The organism is Pseudactinotalea sp. Z1732 (assembly GCF_049724975.1).
GTDB lineage: Bacteria > Actinomycetota > Actinomycetes > Actinomycetales > Beutenbergiaceae > CALKWS01.
Map to the genome: position 1 here is coordinate 100,579 of NZ_JBMPQC010000001.1, position 14,793 is coordinate 115,371.

A 14,793-nucleotide genomic window follows, 5' to 3' on the forward strand; every position below is an offset into this window, starting at 1 on the left:
GGCGATCCTGCGCCGCAGCCGCCGGCCATCATGGCAGGCTCACCAGCATGCCCATCCCGGAGTTCATCCGCACCCTGCGCACCCGGATCGGTCACGACCTGCTGTGGCTGCCCGGACTCAGCGCGGTCGTCCTGCGCGAGGACGGGTCGATCCTGCTCGGCAAACGCTCCGACAACGGGTTGTGGGCGGTCATCTCCGGCATCCCCGAGCCCGGGGAGGAACCAGTGCCGGCCCTCGAACGGGAGATCACCGAGGAGACCGGCGTGGTCGCCCGGGTGCGTGCCCTGGCCTCGATCCGCGCTACCCCGGTGATCACCCACGGCAACGGCGACATCGCCCAGTACCTGAACCTGAACTTCGTGGCCGACTACATCTCCGGCACCGCCCGCGTGGGCGACGACGAGTCCGAGGCCGTGGGCTGGTTCCGACCCCAGGACCTGCCCGAGCCGCTGGCCGAGTCCACCATCGAGCGGCTCGCCGACGCCCGCGCGTTCCTCGACCACCCCGACGGCGGACCGCTGCTGGCCCGCTGAGGCCCGCGCGGACCCGGGCGGTGAGGGGGCCGGCCGGCGAGGCCGTCAGCCGGCGACCAGTGCCTCACCCGGCGCCGTCGCGGGCGCACCCGCCCGGCGGGCCCGGACGGCCGCGGCCAACTGCTCCAGCACCTGCTCGGTGGTCTCCCAGGACATGCACGCATCGGTGACGGACTGTCCGTACACCAACCCGGCCGGCGCCGGCTGCTGGCGCCCCGCCACCAGGAAGCTCTCCAGCATCACCCCGGCGATGCCGTCCTGGCCCGTGGCCACCTGTGCGGCGATCTCCCCGGCCACCTGGGCCTGGCGCACGTGGTCCTTGCCCGAGTTGCCGTGCGAGGCGTCCACCACCAGCCGCCGACGGCGCCCACCCCGCTCCAGCAGGTCCAGGGCATCGGTCAGGGCCGGCGGGGCGTAGTTGGGGCCGCGGCGCCCACCCCGCAGGATCACGTGCGCGTCGGCGTTGCCGATGGTGCGCACCACGGCGCTGCGCCCGCCGGCGTCCACGCCCAGGAAGGTCTGCTCGGCACCCGCGGCCACGGCGCCGTCGATGGCCACCTGCACGTCGCCGTCGGAGGAGTTCTTGAAGCCGATCGGCATCGACAGCCCCGAGGCGAGTTGGCGGTGCAACTGGGACTCCACGGTGCGGGCCCCGATCGCGCCGTAACTGACCGTATCGGCGATGTACTGCGGTGAGGTGGTCTCCAGGAACTCACACGCCACGCCCACACCGGTGGCCAGCACGTCCAGCAGCACCTGTCGGGCCAGCCGCAACCCGCGCGGGATGTCGTAACTGCCGTCCATCCCGGGATCGTTGATCAGGCCCTTCCACCCCGTGGTGGTCCGGGGCTTTTCGAAGTACACCCGCATCACCACGTGCAGGTCCTCATCGAACTCCTCGGTCAGCACCGCCAACCGCCGCGCGTAGTCCAGTGCGGCGGCGGGGTCGTGCACCGAGCAGGGACCGACGACGACGAGCAAGCGGTCATCGGAACCGTCCAGGATGCGCTGGGCTGCTCTGCGCGAGCGGGCGACCAGGTCGGCGCCCGCGGCGGGCAGCGGCAACTCGGTGAGCACCTGCGCCGGTGTGGGCAGTGCCTGCATACTGCGCACCCGCAGGTCGTTGGTGCGTTCAGCAGTGAGCATGGGGGTCCTCTCGGTTCGGGCGGACCGCCCTGACCGGAGCGACCGCCTCATGAATGGCGAAAGGCGCGGACCCTGGGGGTCCACGCCTTGTGTCGGCTCCGGTTGCGCGTCAGTTCGTCAACGCGCCGGCCGGGGCCGACACGCTAAACCAATACTGGGTCGCACAACGCATGTGCCCAGCCTACACCCGTACCGATGGGGCGGTGCGGGCCGGGGCCTACTCGGAGGCGGCGGCGTCCAAGCGCTCGATGCCGGCGATCATCCAGTCCAGGCCCATGGAGTACTCCACGTCGACGTCCTGCGACTCCCCCGAGTCGGGTCTGGCGACGTACTCCCCTGCCCGGGTCATCGGGCCCAGGGTGGGCAGGCGCTCATCGGTGATGACTTCGCTGAGCAGGGCCAGGCCCTCGGCATCCAGGGTGAGATCTTCTGCCGAGGTCAGTTCCTGCTCCAGCCGGACGAACCCAGCCACCATCAGGCTGAGGTTCAGCACCACGGCGATCTTCTGCTCCATCGTGATCCGCACCGTCGACAGCACCGCGAGCGCCCGGTCGGCGACCTCCATCGAGTTGGGCATCAGCAACGCGATCGCGTTACGCGGGATCTCCAGCAGCCAGGGCCGGGCCCGGTAGATGTCGCGCAGGTGTGCGGCCCACTGCCGCAGGCCCTCCTGCCAGCCCTCCGGGGGCGGCCAGGTGCCGGACTTGGGCAGTTGCACGGCGGCATCCTGCATGAGCGTCAGCAGTTCGTCCTTGCTGGAGACGTACCGGTACAGCGACATCGTGGTGAACCCCAGCGACTGCGCCACCCGCTGCATCGTCACCGCAGCCAGTCCGTCGGTATCGGCGATCTCGATCGCCGCGCTCACAATCCGCTCATGGCTCAGCGCGCGACTCGGCCCGCGCTGGGGCGCCTCGAGCATCCCCCAGGCGATGGCCACCACTCGCGGGATGCCGTGCTCGGTCGTGTCCTTCATGCCACCTCACTGCGCTGGGTCCGATCGCCCAATGGTGGCACGTGCCGGCGGTGCCCGTGAGCCCGGCTCCGAAACTGACTGTGTACGACATCCACTGCGTATGTCATACTCTGTCTATGTCACACGCAATGCAGACGCAAGTAACGTCATCCGCACCGGCCATCGATGTCACCGGACTGCGCAAGGCCTACGGCACCCACACCGTCCTGGACGGTCTGGACCTGCGGGTCGATGAGCGCATCCACGCCCTGCTCGGCCCCAACGGTGCCGGCAAGACCACGTTGATCAACATCCTGTCCACCCTCGTCCCACCCGACGCCGGCGACGTCCGCATCCTGGGCCGGGTCCTGCCCCGGGACCGGCGGACGGTGCAGCGCATGATCAGCCTGACCGGTCAGTTCGCCGCCGTGGACGAACTCCTCTCCGGCACCGAGAACATGGTGATGATGGGCAGGCTCATGGGCCTGCCCCGCGCAGACGCACGCGCCCGCGGAGCCGATCTGCTGCGCCAGTTCGACCTGACCGAGGCGGCGAGTAAGCCGGTGAGCACCTACTCCGGAGGGATGCGGCGTCGTCTCGACCTGGCCATCAGCATGATCTGCGCCCCGGCGGTGCTGTTCCTGGACGAACCCACCACCGGCCTGGACACGCGCAGCCGGCAGGGTCTGTGGGATCAGATCCGCGCCCTCGCCGAGGCGGGGACCACCGTGTTCCTCACCACGCAGTACCTGGAGGAGGCCGACGTGCTCGCCGAGCGGATCTCGGTGCTCGACCGGGGCACGATCGTGGCCCAGGGAACCCCGGAGGAACTGAAGTCCGGAGTGGGAGGCACCGTTCTGCAACTGCGCGACGACGAGGGGCACCTGACCAGCGAGTTCCCCACCGACGGCTCGGCCGGCCACGTCGCCCACGTCCTGGCCGATCTGGCCAGGAACCAGCCCGAGGCCAGGGTGTCCCTACGCCGCCCCACGATGGACGAGGCGTTCCTGCACCTGACCGGCACCCGGCCGGCACCCGCACCGGGTGTCGATACGGACCCGGCCGACCCCGACGCCTCCGACCCGACGCCAGTCGATCCGGTCCCGGCAGGCCCCCACGCGGCGGGCGATACCCCCACCCGACTCCAAGGAGCACAGCGATGACCACGTTTCCCCTGACCACCGGCTCCGGCGTCCTGCGCGCCTCCAGCATCTTCGTGGGGCGCAGCATGCGCCACAGCATGCGGGACGTGGAGTCCCTGCTGATGGCGGTGATCCTGCCGGTGATGATGCTGCTGCTGTTCACCTTCGTCTTCGGCGGTGCGATGGACGTCGGCGCAGGAGCACGCACCGATTACCTCACCTACGTGGTGCCCGGCATCATCCTGACCTGCGCGGGGTTCGGCGCCGCCGGAACCGGGGTCTCGGTGAGCCAGGACATGACCACCGGCACCATGAACCGGCTGCGTACCATGCCGATCCCCAGCGCCACCGTGCTGGCCGGCCACACCCTGGCCTCACTGGCACGGAACCTCGTCAGCACCGCGCTCGTGGTCGTCGTCGCGGTGGCGGTGGGCTTCCGCCCCGGAGCGGGCATCCTCGGCTGGGTCGTCGCCACCGGCAGCGTGGCGCTCTGGATCCTGGCTATCACCGCGCTGTTCGCCATGCTCGGCCTGATTGCCGAATCCCCCCAGGCGGCGAGCGGGTACGGGTTCATCCTGCTGTTCCTGCCCTACGCCTCCAGCGCCTTCGCGCCGATCGAGACGATGCCGGCCTGGATGCAGCCCTTCGCCACCCACCAACCGGTGACCCCGGTCATCGAGACCATCCGCACGGCGCTGGCCGGCGGCTCGGTGGGCTCTGAGGCGCTCGTGGCCCTGGCCTGGAGCGTGGGCATCATCGCGGTGGCGGTCGCACTGACCGCCTGGTTCTTCCCGCGCCGAGTCGCGCGCTGAGGCGCCCCCGCCACGCCCCCGCAGCGCCCCGGCAGCGCCCCGGCAGCGCCCCGGCGGCGGGGCCTGCCCACCGCGCGGGACCGGGGCAGGGCCGCCCGGGCCGAACTAGGCTGGGCGGCATGAGTAGTGCCTTCCTCCTCGCGCCCGCCCATCCACCGCACCCTGTCTCTGCACACGGGTGGGTGCGCCTGGTCCGCGGCCTCGGCATCGCGGTCGTCGGAGCCCTCGTCCTGGCCGCCGCCCTGGTCTGGTCGAGCCCGGCCCACGCCCATGCCGAACTGATCGGGTCAGACCCTGCCGACGGCGCCGAACTGAACGAGGCGCCCGATGAGATCGTGCTGACCTTCAACGAGCCCCTCGAGCAGATCGGAGCCGAGGTGCTCATCACCGACGCCGACGGAAGCGAGGTCCAGGACGGTGACCCCCGGATCAGCGGCCCGACGCTGACCCACGACCTCACCGAGGACCGGCCGGCCGGGGAGTACACCGCGCAGTGGCGGGTGGTCTCCGCCGATGGGCACCCGGTCTCCGGGGCGTTCACCTTCACCGCTGCCGAGGCCACCGGCCCCGAAGCCGGGAGCGAGCCCGATGCCGGCGACGCGGCGCAGGATGCCACCGAGGACGACGAGGCCCGAACCAGCGAGGGCGCGGGTGACACCGACACCGGGGATGAGGCTGCCGGCGCCGATGCTGCCGGCGCGGATGCCCAGAACCCCGCAGACGAGGTCGCCGAGACCGAAGCCCAGCCGCTGCTCCCCTGGGGGTTGATCTTCGCCCTGGCTGGTATCGGCATGGTGCTGGCCCTGGTGGTGCGTGCGCGCCGCCAGCTCCGGGACCGCGAGGAAGCCGGACCCCGGGCGATCGATCCGGAGGATTCCGATCCGCACACCTGATCCCGCCGGCCTGTACCCGCCCCCGCGCTGGGAGCAGCGCTTCCGGGCCGGGCGCGTCTTCCTGCCCGAGTGGGCCTCCCTGGCCCCGGAGCGGGCGGTACTGATCGCCAGTTCCGGGGGCGCATTGCAGGTGCACTCCTTCGAGTCCGACACCGGGCGGCTGGTCCGGGCCACCGACCGTCCCGGCGGCACCACCCGCGCCACGATCGACCCCACCGGGCAGTGGATCTGGTGGTTCGACGACACCGACGGCAACGAGTTCGGCACATGGCGGCGCCAACCCTTCGGCTCCACCCCGCCGCGCTACTCCTTCGGCTCCACCCTGCATCGCCACGAGAGCGCCCTCGACCTCGCTCCGGCCTACGACGCCGGGCTCGTGCTGGGCGCCGACGGCACCGCGATCGTGGGACGCTCCGATCCGCGTTACGGCACCCAGATCCACCAGGTGCTGGTGGGCGCAGCCGGTTACGGGGCCACGGCGCCGGTGCCGCTGTACGCCCACCCCCAGGACGCCCGGGTGGCCGCACTGAGCCGGGACGGGAACCTGGTGGCGATCAGCCACTCCGAACGAGGGGACGCCCTGCACCCGGCGATCAGGGTGGTGCGCGGGGACACCGGCACCGTGGTGGCGGATCTCGACGACGGTGCCGGACTGGGCCTGTGGGCGCAATCGTTCGCGCCGGTCGCCGGGGACAACCGGCTCCTGGTCCGCCACGAACGCACCGGTAGCCCGGCGTTGCTCATCTGGGATGTGGCCAACTCGCTGCAGCGACCGGTGGACCTGAGCCTGCCGGGCGACGTGGCGGGCGCCTCGTGGGCCCCCGACGGCCGGTCGCTCCTGGTGAGTGTGGACCACCGTGCCCGCACCCTGCTGTTCCGCTACCGGCTCTCCGACGGCCGCACCCACGCCGTCGGGCCCAGGTCGGGCACGGTCACCGCGGCCACGCCGCGCCCGGACGAGGATGCCTGGGCACACTGGTCCTCAGCGGCCGAGCCCCCCTCGGTCACGGCGACCAGCACCGGCGCCGAACTCCTCCACGTGGGCACCCGGGCGCCGTCGTCGGTCCCGGTGACCGACGTCTGGGCGGAGGGGCCGGGCGGGGCCGTGCACGCGCTGCTGCGCCGCCCGCCCGGGGTCAGCGAACCCCACCCGGTGGTCGTGCGCCTGCACGGGGGCCCGCACGCTCACGACACCGACGCCTTCGACGCGGAGGCCGCGGCGTGGGTCGATCACGGCCTGGCCGTGCTCAACGTGAACTTCCGCGGCTCCACCGGATACGGCAACACCTGGCGCGAGGGGCTGGGCGCCGACGCCGGGTTCGCTGAGCTCGCCGACGTGGCTGCCGTGCACCAGACACTGATCGATGACGGCGTGCTGGACCCGGGAAGGTCGGTACTGTCCGGCAAGGGCTGGGGCGGGTACCTGACCCTGCTGGGTCTGGGCACCCAGCCCGAGCGATGGGCGGCCGCCGTCGCCGTGGCGCCGGTGGCCGACACCGTCGAGGCTTACCGCAGCGAGTCCGCGGCGCGCCAGGCGTGGGACCGGTCCATGTTCGGCGGGACGCCGGAGCAAGTGCCGCAGGCCTACCGCAAGGCCTCCCCGATCACGTACGTGGACCAGGTGCGCGCGCCGGTGCTGATCGTGGCCTCCCGCAACGACACCCGCGGGCCGATCGGCCAGATCGAGGGATACGTCCAGGCGCTGCGCACCGCGGGCGGTCACGTCTCGACCAGCGTGGACAACCTGGGGCACGGCACCCATGTGGACACCGACCGGATCGCGCAGATGCGCGCTCAATTGGTGTTCGTGCACGAACACGTGGCGCCCACCGGCTAGCCTCTGCAGGCCCAGCGCGGCGGCGGGTCCCGGGGCTCAGCGCTGGGCGAGCAACTCGGCGATCTGGATGGTGTTCAGGGCCGCGCCCTTGCGCAGGTTGTCACCCGCCACGAACAGCGCGAGCCCGCGACCGTCCGGAACGCCCGGGTCGGTGCGGATGCGCCCGACGAGGCTGTCATCGATCCCAGCCGCATCCAGCGGGGTGGGTACCTCCTGCAGCCGTACGCCCGGGGCGCCGGAGAGCACCTGACGGGCCCGCTCCGGGCTGATCGGGCGCTCGAACTCGGCGTTGATGGACAACGAGTGCCCGGTGAATACCGGCACCCGCACGCAGGTTCCGGACACCAGCAGATCCGGAAGGCCCAGGATCTTGCGGGACTCGTTGCGCAGTTTCTGGTCCTCATCGGTCTCACCGGAGCCGTCATCGACCAGGGAACCGGCCAGGGGCAGCACGTTGAACGCGATCGGCGCGGTGTAGGTGGCCGGCTCCGGCAGGTTCAACGCGTGCCCGTCATGGGTCAGGGCGGCCAGATCCTGCTCCGCCGCGGCCCGCGCCTGGGTCTGCAGTTCGTCCACGCCCGCGAGCCCGGATCCGGAGACCGCCTGGTAGGTCGAGACGATCAGCCGTTGCAGCCCTGCCTCGGAGTGCAGCACCTTGAGCACCGGCATCGCGGCCATGGTGGTGCAGTTGGGGTTGGCCACGATGCCCTTGGGGATGTGGCGCAGGGCCTCGGGGTTGACCTCGGAGACCACCAGGGGGACGTCGGGGTCGGACCGGAAGGCCGAGGAGTTGTCCACCACGACCGCGCCGGCCTCGGCGAACCGGGGAGCCAGGGTCCTGGAGGTACCCGAACCGGCCGAGAACAGCGCGATGTCCACGCCCTCGACGTCGGCTGTGGTGCTGTCCTCCACCACGATCTGCTCATCGCCCCACGGCAGGGTGGTGCCGGCCGAACGCGGAGAGGCCAGGAAGCGGACCCGATCAGCCGGGAAGTTGCGCTCCGCCAGCAGGGTGCGCATGACTTCACCGACCTGCCCGGTGGCTCCCACGATTGCCAGGTTGACACCCATCAGCGTCCCGTCCCTCCGTAGACCACGGCCTCGACCTCATCGGCGTCCAGGTCGAACGCCTCGTGCACAGCGCGGACCGCCTTGTCCAGGTCCCGCCGCCGGGTCACCACCGAGATCCGGATCTCCGAGGTGGAGATCATCTCGATGTTGATGCCGGCATCGCGGATGGCACCGAACAACTTCGCGGCCACCCCGGGGTGGGATCGCATCCCGGCGCCGACGAGTGAGAGTTTGCCCACGCCGTTGTCGAAGACCACGTCGTGGTAGCCGATCTCGTCCCGGCAGGCGCGCAACGCGTTCGCGGCGGATTCGGCGTGCTCGGTGGTGAGGGTGAAGGAGATGTCGGTGACGCCGCTGCCCTTGGTGGTGGGGACGTTCTGCACGATCATGTCCAGGTTGATGCCGGCCGCGGCGACCACCTCGAACACTCGGGCGGCCGAACCGGGGATGTCGGGTACGTCGATGACGGTCACCTTCGCCTGGGACCTGTCGTGTGCGACGCCGGAGATCAGGGGGTCTTCCATGCTTCCTTCTTCGGGTTCTTCATCGGTGACCAGGGTGCCGGAGTTCTCCGAGAACGAACTGCGGACGTGCAGGGTGACGCCGTAGCGGCGAGCGTACTCGACGGCTCGCAGGTGCAGGATCTTGGCGCCGTGGGCTGCCATCTCCAGTGTTTCCTCGGTGGAGATGCGTTCGATCCGCCGGGCCGTGGGCACGATCCGGGGATCGGCAGTGAACATGCCGTCGACGTCGGTGTAGATCTCGCACACCTCGGCCTGCAGCGCGGCTGCCAGTGCCACCGCGGTGGTGTCCGAACCGCCCCGGCCCAGCGTGGTGACGTCGTTGGTGGTCTGGGTGACGCCCTGGAACCCGGCCACGATCGCGACCGAGCCGCCGTCGACGCTGGCCTGGATCCGTTTCGGGGTGACCTCGGCGATCCGGGCGTTGCCGTGCGCGGTGTCGGTGATGACCCCGGCCTGTTGTCCGGTGAAGGCCTGGGCATTGACGCCCAGTTCGGAGATCGCCATCGCCAGCAGCGCCATCGAGATGCGTTCCCCGGCGGTCAGCAGGATGTCCATCTCCCGGGCCGGGGGGTTGGGACTGATCTGCCTGGCCAGGTCCAGCAGTTCATCGGTCGTGTCACCCATCGCGGAGACGACGACGACCACCTCGTGACCAGCACGTTTGGTGTCGACGACCCGTTTGGCGACACGGGCGATACTGGCGGCGTCGGACACCGACGATCCGCCGAACTTCTGGACGATGAGGGTCACAGGAACTCCGCTGGGGATCAATGTTTGGTGAACAGCGCTACTGGTGATGCGTACCGGGTGCGTATCAACTGAAGGGCATCGCGAGCGTGTGCTGCTCGGAACCGGCCGGCGGGGATGGACGCACGCGCCACGTACCCGTCCGGGCCCCCGGCCGGGACAACCCGCCCTCGACCGACGTGCCCGACCATGCTCGCATCACAAGCGCACCAGATACCCAATCACACTTTCAGTCCGGAGCTACCACTTGATAATACTCCCGCCGTACACTCGCCGGTTCCGCCGGCACACACCGGCATCCGGGCGGGAAGCGCGACGAAGCCGCGGATTCTCAGTCCTTCCGGCGCAGGTTCAGTTGCGCCGCACCACCGAGGTCCCGGGTCGGAGACCTTGTGACGTGTCTAACGATCTCACCGGGGGACCCTGGGGCCGACGTGATTCGTCTCACTATTCGGACGAGATTTCGATTGATTGACCCGCCATTGATCCACCCCGAGCTTCGGTTGCGCTATCAACGATTACCCCGAATCCGCTCGGCGGCGATCCGCCCAACCTGGGCCCGGATCAGCCCCGGGCACCGGTTTAGATCCGGGCGCAACCTCGCTACGGTGAATGGCGGTATGACTACTTCCACAACGACCTCGCCCACTACTGCCCAGATTACTTTTCGAAACCCAGCCGTTGAGGACGGCGCCACCATGTGGCGCCTGGCGCGCGATTCCGGATCCCTCGATCTGAACACCTCCTACGCCTACCTGTTGTTCGCCAGGGACTTCGCGCAGACCTGTCGCATCGTCGAGGTTGACGGTGAACCTGCCGGCTTCGTACTCGGGTACCGCCGTCAGTCCGAGCCCGGGACCCTGTTCGTATGGCAGATCGCCGTTGCCGCCGAGCACCGCGGTCGCCAACTGGGTCTGCGTCTGCTTGACGACGTGGCGACCGAGGCCACCTACGTCGAGGCGACCATCACTGCGGACAACACCGCCTCACAGCGGTTGTTCACCAGTTTCGCCCGCTCCCGCGGCTCCGAGCTGAACCGCCGCGAGATGTTCACCACCGAAGACTTCCCCGACGGCCACGAGGCCGAGGGGTTGGTGCGCATCGGCCCGATGCGCACGAACGCCAATGAAACGGAGACCCGTCCTATGAGCACTGTCGAACTGGAATCCCAGGTTCGCAGTTACTCCCGGTCCTGGCCCACCTCGTTCGATCGCGCCTCCGGCGCGACGATCCACGACGTCGACGGCCGGGCCTATCTTGACTTCTTCGCCGGCGCCGGGGCCCTGAACTACGGCCACAACCACCCGCACCTGAAGGAAACGCTGCTGGACTACTTCACCAGCGACCGGGTGGTGCACTCCCTGGACATGTTCACCCCGGCACGGGACGACTTCCTGGCCACCTTCCACAACGAGATCCTCAAGCCCCGCGATCTCGACTACAAGATGGTGTTCCCCGGACCGGGCGGTTCCAACGCCGTCGAGGCCGCACTGAAGTTGGCGCGCAAGGTCACCGGCCGGGAGTCGGTGGTGAACTTCACCAACGCCTTCCACGGCATGACGCTCGGGGCACTGTCGGTGACCGGAAACGCGATGAAGCGTGGCGGAGCGGGCCTGCCCCTGGTACATGCCACCCCGATGCCCTACGACGACTACTTCAACGGGGACGTCCCGGACTTCATCTACCTCGAGAAGTTGCTCGGCGATGGTGGCGGGGGCCTGAACGAGCCCGCCGCGGTGATCGTGGAGACCGTCCAGGGTGAGGGTGGGCTCAACACGGCCCGCGCCGAGTGGCTGCGCAACTTGTCCGAGTTGTGCAAGAAGCACGGCGTGCTGCTCATCGTCGATGACATCCAGATGGGGGTGGGACGCACCGGCTCGTTCTTCAGCTTCGAAGAGGCCGGCATCGTCCCGGACATCGTCACACTGTCCAAGTCCCTCTCCGGGTACGGCCTGCCGATGGCCGTCACCCTGATCCGTCCGGACCTGGACATCTGGTCACCGGGTGAGCACAACGGCACCTTCCGTGGCATCGGCCCGGCCTTCGCTACCGCTGCTGAGTCCATTCGTCACTTCTGGCGGGATGAGTCGTTGAAGCAGCAGACCGTCGCCCGCGGCCTGCAGGTCGAGTCCCGGTTCAACCGCATCGTGGCTCAGTACGAGGAGCACCAGTTGGTGGCCAAGGGCCGCGGCATGGCCCGGGGACTGCAGTTCGCCAACGGTGAGCTCGCCGACCAGGTCACCACGACAGCATTCGAGCGTGGCCTGCTCGCCGAGACCTCCGGCCCGGAGGGTGAGGTGCTGAAGTTGCTGCCGCCGCTGACCATGACCAAGGATGAGTTCGAGCGCGGCATGACCATCCTCGAGGAGTCCATCGACGACGTCCTCGCCGCCAACCCGGCCGACAAGATTGAGGAGCTCGCCACATCATGATCGTCCGCCACCTGGATGACATCTCCGACACCGACGCCGACATCACGACCGAGAACTGGCGCTCGCGCCGGATCGTGCTGGCCAAGGACCACGTCGGGTTCTCCCTCCACGAGACCGTCCTGAAGCCCGGAACGGTGAACGAGTTCTGGTACGCCAACCACATCGAGGCGGTCTTCATCACCGAGGGCGAGGGCGCCATCACCGACGTCGCCACCGGCGAGGTGCATGAACTGCGGCCCGGGTCGATGTACCTGCTCGACCAGCACGACAAGCACGTCCTGCGCCCGCGCACCCAGATGCGCACCGTGTGCGTGTTCAATCCGCCGGTGACCGGCCGGGAAGTGCACGACGAGAACGGCGTCTACCCGCTGATCAAGGAAGACCCGCTGCAGCCGGCCTGAGCGCTCTGCACATCCAGTGGCACGATCCCCGCGAGGCGGGGGTTGTGCCACTGTCGTTCCTGCGCACGAAACCTTCACTCATCCGGCGCCACCGGCTACTGCGAAGCGGGGCCGCACGGGCCTAGATTGTGCTCATGGCAACAACCGCCGATGCCGTGCCGCCCGTCACGCCGTCGGCGACCCCACCGGCGATCTGGGCCCGGGGCCTGTCCCGGGCCTTCGGTGACGTGCGAGCCGTGGACGGCGTGGACCTGGATGTGCGGCGGGGCAGCGTCACCGCGCTGATCGGCCCGAACGGGTCGGGCAAGACCACGTTGCTGCTCATGCTCGCCGGGCTGCTCGCCCCGGACACCGGTGAGGTGCTGGTGGCCGGCGCGGACCCGACGCGCTCGGCGCAGGCCCGGTCACGGATCGGGTGGATGCCCGATGCCTTCGGCACCTGGGAATCCCTGAGCGCCACCGAGATCCTCACCACGATGGGTGCTGCCTACCGGCTCAACCCTGCCCTGAGCCGCCGTCGTGCCGCCGAGTTGCTGGCGACCGTGCACCTGAGTGAGTTCGCCGATGCGCCTGCCCAGGTGCTCTCCAGGGGGCAGAAACAGCGCCTGGGGATGGCCCGGGCGCTGGTGAACCGGCCGCAGGTGCTGTTGCTGGACGAACCGGCCTCGGGTCTGGACCCGCGCTCACGGATCGACATGCGGACGCTGCTGCGCTCCCTGGCGCAGGCGGGCACCACCGTGCTGATCTCCTCCCACGTGTTGGCCGAACTGGACGAGATGGTCGACGACGCGGTGTTCCTGGCGCGCGGTGCCACGGTCTCCTCGGCCGGGTTGCTCGCCGCTACCAACGCACGACGGCGCTGGCGGCTGCACAGTCTGGATGCGACCGCACTCACCGTCTGGGCCGACCGTGCCCAGGTCAGGCTGATCCCGGACACCGACGCACCTGCAGGGGCCGCCACCGTCCTGGTGGAACTGCCCGATGAACGGGCTGCGGCACGGTTGCTCGCCGACGCGGTGGGCGCAGGAGTGCCGATCAGCACGCTGACGCCGGTGGGCGGGTTGCTGGAGCAGGCCTACCTCACGTTGGACGCGGACCGGCGATGACCACCGGGATCCCCACCTCCCAGCACCCGGGCGGCGCCGACCCGGGTGGCCCGGAGCACCCGTTCGGTCCCGCCCCGGTCGAACCTGCCGAGCAGCGGGCGCGCGCGGTGAGCTGGCAGGGTGTCCGCACCGTCCTGGTGCTGGAGTTGCGCCAGCGAGTGCGCTCGACCCGGTGGAAGGTGGCCCTGGTGGCCTTCTTCGTCCTGGTGGGGGTGGTCTCCATCCTGTTGCACCAGGCCCTGACCACCGTGGGCGGGGCGCCCGGGAGCCGTTTCGTCTACGAGTTGATCCTGATGTTCGTGCTCGGCCTGGGGCTGCTGGTCACGCCGACCTTGTCCTCCACCGCCATCAACGGGGACCGTCAGGCCGGCACGTTGGCGATCATGCAGATCACCAAACTGAGCCCGGTCGATCTGGCGCTGGGGAAGCTACTGGCCGGGTGGTTCGCCGCGCTGTCCTTCCTGGCGGTCTCGATGCCGTTCCTGATCTGGTCCTGGGTCCTGTCCCGCACCGGTATCGGACGCCTGGCCCTGGCCCTGGTGGTGCTGGCGTTGCTGCTGGTGGTGGTGTGCGCGGTCAGTCTGGGGTTCTCCGCACTGACGAACCGTCCGGCCGGGTCCACGGTGTTGTCCTATCTGACGGTGGGCACCCTGAGCATCCTCTGTCTGGTGCTGTTCGGGCTGACGTTCCCGTTGATCACCCAGGAGCGGGAGGTGCAGGTGTACACCGTGCCCTTCGCCCAGGCCGAGGATGCCCGGTGCCGCTGGGAGACCCACCTGCAATCAGTCTCCGACACCGACCGCACCTGGTGGCTGCTGGCGGTGAACCCGTTCGTGATCCTCGCTGACTCAGCCGCGCCGTCGATCGACCCCGCCGACAGGCACTCCTCCGAGGGGCCCCTGGGTGCGATCCGGGGCGCGGTGCAACTGGCCCGCGAGGGGCCGAGCGCGCAGGTGGATCAGTGCTGGAGCGGCAACTACGGTCCGGACGCACCCGAACCACCGGCGCTGTCCCAGACGCCCCACTGGCCCTGGGGGCTGGGTCTGCACCTGCTGCTGGGGGCCGGTGGCCTGACCCTCGCCATCCGCCGGCTCGCGGTGCCCTACCGGACCCTGTCCCGGGGAGCGCGAGTCGCCTGACCGCACGGTCCCATGGCGTGGCCGACGACGGCGCACGCGGGCTTCGCGCGACGGG

Annotated in this window: 13 protein-coding genes and 1 pseudogene; 10 read left to right on the forward strand and 4 right to left on the reverse strand. The window is 69.8% G+C overall.

Annotation, left to right across the window (positions count from 1 at the left end):
- Window positions 1-47: 47 nt before the first annotated feature.
- Window positions 48-533, forward strand: a complete 486-nt coding sequence (locus tag ACPL7H_RS00435; RefSeq protein WP_424795230.1) for an NUDIX hydrolase — start codon at window positions 48-50, stop codon at window positions 531-533.
- 45 nt (window positions 534-578) lie between these two features.
- Here the strand turns inward: ACPL7H_RS00435 and ACPL7H_RS00440 are convergent, their stop codons facing one another.
- Window positions 579-1,679, reverse strand: coding sequence for a 3-deoxy-7-phosphoheptulonate synthase (locus tag ACPL7H_RS00440; protein WP_424795231.1), 1,101 nt, complete (start codon window positions 1,677-1,679; stop codon window positions 579-581).
- Between the two features lie 217 nt (window positions 1,680-1,896).
- The gene (locus tag ACPL7H_RS00445) at window positions 1,897-2,655 is read right to left on the reverse strand and encodes a TetR/AcrR family transcriptional regulator (protein WP_424795232.1); all 759 of its coding nucleotides are present in this window, start codon (window positions 2,653-2,655) and stop codon (window positions 1,897-1,899) included.
- 116 nt (window positions 2,656-2,771) lie between these two features.
- Between ACPL7H_RS00445 and ACPL7H_RS00450 the strand changes: the two genes are divergently transcribed.
- From ACPL7H_RS00450 to ACPL7H_RS00465, 4 genes are all read left to right on the forward strand, one after another.
- Complete coding sequence (locus tag ACPL7H_RS00450; RefSeq protein WP_424795233.1) at window positions 2,772-3,797, forward strand: ATP-binding cassette domain-containing protein; 1,026 nt, start codon at window positions 2,772-2,774, stop codon at window positions 3,795-3,797.
- Window positions 3,794-4,588, forward strand: a complete 795-nt coding sequence (locus ACPL7H_RS00455; protein WP_424795234.1) for an ABC transporter permease — start codon at window positions 3,794-3,796, stop codon at window positions 4,586-4,588. The genes ACPL7H_RS00450 and ACPL7H_RS00455 overlap by 4 nt, the downstream gene beginning before the upstream one ends.
- Window positions 4,589-4,707: 119 nt before the next feature.
- Complete coding sequence (locus tag ACPL7H_RS00460) at window positions 4,708-5,481, forward strand: copper resistance CopC family protein (protein ID WP_424795235.1); 774 nt, start codon at window positions 4,708-4,710, stop codon at window positions 5,479-5,481.
- Complete coding sequence (locus ACPL7H_RS00465) at window positions 5,402-7,318, forward strand: prolyl oligopeptidase family serine peptidase (protein ID WP_424795236.1); 1,917 nt, start codon at window positions 5,402-5,404, stop codon at window positions 7,316-7,318. Before ACPL7H_RS00460 ends, ACPL7H_RS00465 begins: the two co-directional genes overlap by 80 nt.
- A gap of 36 nt (window positions 7,319-7,354) precedes the next feature.
- Here the strand turns inward: ACPL7H_RS00465 and ACPL7H_RS00470 are convergent, their stop codons facing one another.
- Together ACPL7H_RS00470 and ACPL7H_RS00475 are read right to left on the reverse strand one after the other, a co-directional pair.
- A complete protein-coding gene (locus ACPL7H_RS00470; protein WP_424795237.1) occupies window positions 7,355-8,389 on the reverse strand; it encodes an aspartate-semialdehyde dehydrogenase in 1,035 nt (344 codons plus the stop codon).
- Window positions 8,389-9,663 (reverse strand): aspartate kinase, encoded by a 1,275-nt coding sequence (locus ACPL7H_RS00475; RefSeq protein ID WP_424786775.1) that lies wholly within the window; start codon window positions 9,661-9,663, stop codon window positions 8,389-8,391. Before ACPL7H_RS00475 ends, ACPL7H_RS00470 begins: the two co-directional genes overlap by 1 nt.
- A gap of 617 nt (window positions 9,664-10,280) precedes the next feature.
- On the opposite strand from ACPL7H_RS00475, the pseudogene ectA reads away from it, so the two are divergent.
- The 5 genes and pseudogenes from ectA to ACPL7H_RS00500 form a co-directional block, all read left to right on the forward strand.
- Window positions 10,281-10,760 (forward strand): annotated as a pseudogene (gene ectA / locus ACPL7H_RS00480) (diaminobutyrate acetyltransferase); the annotation flags it as partial.
- 45 nt (window positions 10,761-10,805) lie between these two features.
- Window positions 10,806-12,092 carry a diaminobutyrate--2-oxoglutarate transaminase gene (gene ectB, locus ACPL7H_RS00485; RefSeq protein ID WP_424795775.1) on the forward strand — a complete coding sequence of 429 codons (1,287 nt, stop codon included), beginning with the start codon at window positions 10,806-10,808 and terminating at the stop codon, window positions 12,090-12,092.
- On the forward strand, window positions 12,089-12,493 hold the full coding sequence (locus ACPL7H_RS00490) for an ectoine synthase (protein WP_424786776.1): 405 nt from the start codon (window positions 12,089-12,091) through the stop codon (window positions 12,491-12,493). Before ectB ends, ACPL7H_RS00490 begins: the two co-directional genes overlap by 4 nt.
- A 134-nt stretch (window positions 12,494-12,627) precedes the next feature.
- Window positions 12,628-13,599: an ABC transporter ATP-binding protein gene (locus ACPL7H_RS00495; RefSeq protein WP_424786777.1), complete on the forward strand. Its 972-nt coding sequence runs from the start codon at window positions 12,628-12,630 to the stop codon at window positions 13,597-13,599.
- Window positions 13,596-14,738 carry an ABC transporter permease gene (locus ACPL7H_RS00500; protein WP_424786778.1) on the forward strand — a complete coding sequence of 381 codons (1,143 nt, stop codon included), beginning with the start codon at window positions 13,596-13,598 and terminating at the stop codon, window positions 14,736-14,738. The genes ACPL7H_RS00495 and ACPL7H_RS00500 overlap by 4 nt, the downstream gene beginning before the upstream one ends.
- Window positions 14,739-14,793: the final 55 nt, after the last annotated feature.

What these genes read in the sequence shown, in the direction of transcription:
- ACPL7H_RS00435 (WP_424795230.1), top strand. Translation starts at nt 48, where the DNA reads ATGCCCATCCCGGAGTTCATCCGCACCCTGCGCACCCGGATCGGTCAC.
- ACPL7H_RS00440 (WP_424795231.1), bottom strand. Translation starts at nt 1,679, where the DNA reads ATGCTCACTGCTGAACGCACCAACGACCTGCGGGTGCGCAGTATGCAG.
- ACPL7H_RS00445 (WP_424795232.1), bottom strand. Translation starts at nt 2,655, where the DNA reads ATGAAGGACACGACCGAGCACGGCATCCCGCGAGTGGTGGCCATCGCC.
- ACPL7H_RS00450 (WP_424795233.1), top strand. Translation starts at nt 2,772, where the DNA reads ATGTCACACGCAATGCAGACGCAAGTAACGTCATCCGCACCGGCCATC.
- ACPL7H_RS00455 (WP_424795234.1), top strand. Translation starts at nt 3,794, where the DNA reads ATGACCACGTTTCCCCTGACCACCGGCTCCGGCGTCCTGCGCGCCTCC.
- ACPL7H_RS00460 (WP_424795235.1), top strand. Translation starts at nt 4,708, where the DNA reads ATGAGTAGTGCCTTCCTCCTCGCGCCCGCCCATCCACCGCACCCTGTC.
- ACPL7H_RS00470 (WP_424795237.1), bottom strand. Translation starts at nt 8,389, where the DNA reads ATGGGTGTCAACCTGGCAATCGTGGGAGCCACCGGGCAGGTCGGTGAA.
- ectB (WP_424795775.1), top strand. Translation starts at nt 10,806, where the DNA reads ATGAGCACTGTCGAACTGGAATCCCAGGTTCGCAGTTACTCCCGGTCC.
- ACPL7H_RS00490 (WP_424786776.1), top strand. Translation starts at nt 12,089, where the DNA reads ATGATCGTCCGCCACCTGGATGACATCTCCGACACCGACGCCGACATC.
- ACPL7H_RS00495 (WP_424786777.1), top strand. Translation starts at nt 12,628, where the DNA reads ATGGCAACAACCGCCGATGCCGTGCCGCCCGTCACGCCGTCGGCGACC.
- ACPL7H_RS00500 (WP_424786778.1), top strand. Translation starts at nt 13,596, where the DNA reads ATGACCACCGGGATCCCCACCTCCCAGCACCCGGGCGGCGCCGACCCG.